We start from the raw sequence: 3,461 nt of genomic DNA, 5'->3' as shown, positions 1-3,461 counted from the left end.
CCGTGATCTGCTCTTCGGTGCCGCTTTCGGCGAATATGGCCAGTTTTCCTTCGTTGGCCACGTAGAGGGGGTCCAGTCCCAGCAGTTCGCAGGCGCTTCGCACCGGCGGGTTCACCGGGATGGCCTGTTCCCTGAGACTGATGGAGACGCCGGCGGTCCGGGCGATCTCGTTCATAACGGTGGCGAGCCCGCCGCGGGTCATGTCCCGTAGGCAGTGGATGGTCTCCCCGTAGCGTTCGATCAGGGCCTCAACCTCCCGATGCAGGGCGCGGGTGTCGCTGGTCAGATCGCCCTGCATGGCGAGGTTTTCCCGTTGGGACATGATGGTCATACCGTGGTCTCCGACGGGGCCATTGATGATGACCACATCCCCGGGCCGGACGCGGCGGGGATCGATCCTGGCGTTGGGTAGGACCCGTCCGACGCCGGTGGTGGTGATGAAGATGCCGTCGCCTTTCCCGCGGTCCACCACTTTGGTGTCGCCGGTGACCAGGGCCACGCCCGCCGCTTCGGCTGCCGCGCCCATGGAGACCAGCACCTGGCGCAGCGATTCCATGGCGTAGCCCTCCTCCAGGATGAGGGCGCAGCTGAGATAGAGGGGCCGGGCGCCGCATACCGCCAGGTCGTTGATGGTGCCGTTGACGGCCAGGTCGCCGATGTTACCGCCGGGGAAGAAAGGTGGTGTTACCACGAACGAGTCGGTGGTGAAGGCCAGACGTTCGGTGCCGAATTCCAGGATGGCGCCGTCGTGGATGTTCTCTACCTTGCCGTCGGGGAAGTGGGGCAGGATGACCTCCTTGATCAGTTGGGCCATCCGTCGGCCGCCGCCACCGTGCGCCAGACTGATCTTCTCGCTGTCCTCAAAGGGCAGGGGGCAGCTGAGTTCCATGGCATTCATATGGACATTCCCTTCGACAGGCTCAGGACGGGTCCATGTAGCGGTAATAGGCGGCGCAGGTCCCTTCATTGGAGACCATCGTGGCCCCCAGGGGCGTATCTGGCGTGCACTCCTTTCCGAAGGCCGGGCAATCAGTGGGCTTTTTCCAGCCCTGGAGGACTTCACCGCTGATGCAGACCTCCGGCTCGCGGGTCCGGATGGAACCAAGTTGAAACTTGACTTCGGCGTCGTAGGCGGTGTAGGCCGCTTGCAGTCCGAGTCCGCTGCGGGGGATCTCGCCGATGCCGCGCCACTGCCGGGGAACGACCCGGTACACCGCTTTAATCATGTCCTGGGCCGGCTCGTTGCCGGTGCGCCGGACGCTACGGCGATACTGGTTCTCGACTTCGTGGCGCCCTGCTTCCAGCTGGCGGACGACCAGTAGAATGCCTTCGAGGATATCCAGGGGCTCGAAACCGGTGACCACGATGGGCACCTTATACCTGGCGGCAATGGGCTCGTATTCATGGTAGCCCATTACGGTGCAGACATGCCCGGCGGCCAGGAAGCCCTGCACCTGGTTGCCCGGTGCGGTGAGGATGGCTTCGAGGGCCGGTGGTACCAGGACCTGAGCGACGATCTGGGAGAAATTAGCCAGTCCCAGGGCGGCCGCCTGTTTGACGGCCATGGCGTTGGCCGGGGCGGTGGTCTCAAAACCGACCGCGAAGAAGACCACTTCCTTGTCGGGATTATCAGTGGCGATCCTGACGGCATCCAGGGGTGAGTAGACCACCCGGACATCGCCCCCATCGGCTTTGACCGAGAAGAGGTCCTTCTCCGAGCCGGGGACCCGCAGCATATCCCCGAAAGTGGTGAAGATGACGTCCGGTTGCCCGGCAATGGCGATGGCCTTATCGATCTGCTCCAGGGGAGTTACGCAGACCGGGCAGCCGGGGCCGTGCAGCAGGGTAAGCTTATCAGGGATCAGCTCCTGGATACCGTATTGCATGATGGCATGGGTCTGCCCGCCGCAGACCTCCATGATTTTCCAGGGGCGGGTGACGGCGGCTTGGAGCTGCTCAAGATAGAGGCGGGCTACCTCCGGATCGCGGAATTCTTCGAGGTATTTCATGCTGCGGGATCACCGGGACCGGGGTCCTCTGCACCCAGGGGAATCCCCGCCGCCCGGGCCGCACTCGCCATCTCCTGCCAGGCCTCGAAGGACTTCAGGGCCTCCTCTTCATCCAGGATGCTGATGGCAAACCCGGCATGAACAATCGTGTACTGTCCGATCTCGATCTCGGGCACGTATTCCAGGCAGGCCTTGTTGACGACACCGCCATAGTCTATGCGCCCCATCCGCAGGCCGTTCTCCTCATAAATTTCAACTACCTTTCCTGGTATAGCCAGGCACACGGTGCTATTCCTCCTTTACCATATCAAAGCCACAGCCCGGCGCGATGGTTTACTCTATCCCGCCTCGCTGCCGGCGTTGGCGGTGCTGACGGCCCGGTGGTTTTCCCGAATCCAGTCATACCATTTTTCCAGTCCGTCGCCGGTCTTGGCTGAGAGGGGGATAAAGCCCAGGTCGGGATTAATGCGCCGGGCGTTGGTCATGAATTCATCCATATCAAAATCCACATAGGGTAATAAATCCATCTTGTTGATGACGCAAAGATGAGCGTCCCGCAGGATGGTGGGGTATTTGAGCGGTTTGTCGGAGCCTTCGGTGGTGCTGACGATGATTACCCGGCGGGCCTCGCCCAGGTCGAAAAGGGCCGGACAGATCAGGTTGCCCACGTTCTCGATGGCTAGAACGGCCCCGACCGGGACAGTGAGTTGTTTCAGCGCGTCCCTGACCATGCGGGCATCCAGGTGGCAGCCGGTGCCGGTGTTGATCTGGATGGCGGCGGCCCCGGTGCGGTCGATCCGGTCGGCATCCATGGTGGTCTGCTGGTCGCCTTCGATGACGGCCCAAGGCAGATCGGGAGCCAGTACCCCGATGGTTTTTTCCAGCAGGGTGGTTTTGCCCGCTCCCGGGGAGCTCATCAGGTTGATGGCGAAAATATTGCGGCCTTCGAAGTAGCCCCGATTGCGGGCCGCTACAAGGTTATTGGCGCCCAGCACGTCCTCCAGGACCTTAACGGTTTCGGTGTGGGTATGACCGGGGTGCTCATGTTCGTGGGGGTGATCGTGATGGTGGCCGTGCTCATGGGTGTGCTGCTCAGCAGGATTGGCGGCGCCCGGTTTCAGAATCTTGACGCCTTGGTTACCAGGCTGGCCGCAGCCGCAGGTCTCGCACATCAGGCTGTTTTCTCCACTTCGATTTCCCGGACCCGCAGCATATTACCGGCAATCATGGTCAGGTAGCTGCCGTTACATTGGGGGCAGGGCTCGAAGGGCAGGCTCATGGGGAAGGTGTCCCCACAGGCGGGGCAGCGGCCCCGGCCTTCGAGCTCCTGGATGTGAATGACTGCGTCCCGGGCACAAGTGTGCTGCTTGGCAATATCCAGATTGAATTCCAGGGGCGGGATCATCACTCCCGCCAGGGCGCCCACCTCGACAAAGATGTCCTTTACTCTGG

The 3,461-nt window shown here is 62.2% G+C and carries 5 protein-coding genes; all 5 read right to left on the bottom strand.

The annotated features are described in order from the left end of the window. The coding region (hypE, locus tag ACETWG_07605) for a hydrogenase expression/formation protein HypE (protein MFB0516453.1) at positions 1-898 on the bottom strand (898 nt) is incomplete at its 3' end. 22 nt (positions 899-920) lie between these two features. Beyond that, on the bottom strand, positions 921-2,009 hold the full coding sequence (gene hypD / locus ACETWG_07600; GenBank protein ID MFB0516452.1) for a hydrogenase formation protein HypD: 1,089 nt from the start codon (positions 2,007-2,009) through the stop codon (positions 921-923). Continuing rightward, entirely contained in the window at positions 2,006-2,293 is a 288-nt protein-coding gene (locus tag ACETWG_07595) for a HypC/HybG/HupF family hydrogenase formation chaperone (GenBank protein ID MFB0516451.1), read from the bottom strand. Before ACETWG_07595 ends, hypD begins: the two co-directional genes overlap by 4 nt. Before the next feature lie 54 nt (positions 2,294-2,347). Then, on the bottom strand, positions 2,348-3,181 hold the full coding sequence (gene hypB, locus ACETWG_07590; protein ID MFB0516450.1) for a hydrogenase nickel incorporation protein HypB: 834 nt from the start codon (positions 3,179-3,181) through the stop codon (positions 2,348-2,350). Beyond that, on the bottom strand, positions 3,181-3,461 hold a 281-nt coding region (locus ACETWG_07585; GenBank protein ID MFB0516449.1), incomplete at its 5' end, for a hydrogenase maturation nickel metallochaperone HypA. The genes hypB and ACETWG_07585, both read right to left, overlap by 1 nt.

The sequence above is a fragment of the Candidatus Neomarinimicrobiota bacterium genome (assembly GCA_041862535.1).
Classification (GTDB): domain Bacteria; phylum Fidelibacterota; class Marinisomatia; order SCGC-AAA003-L08; family TS1B11.
This window is presented reverse-complemented; position numbering and strand designations above follow the sequence as displayed.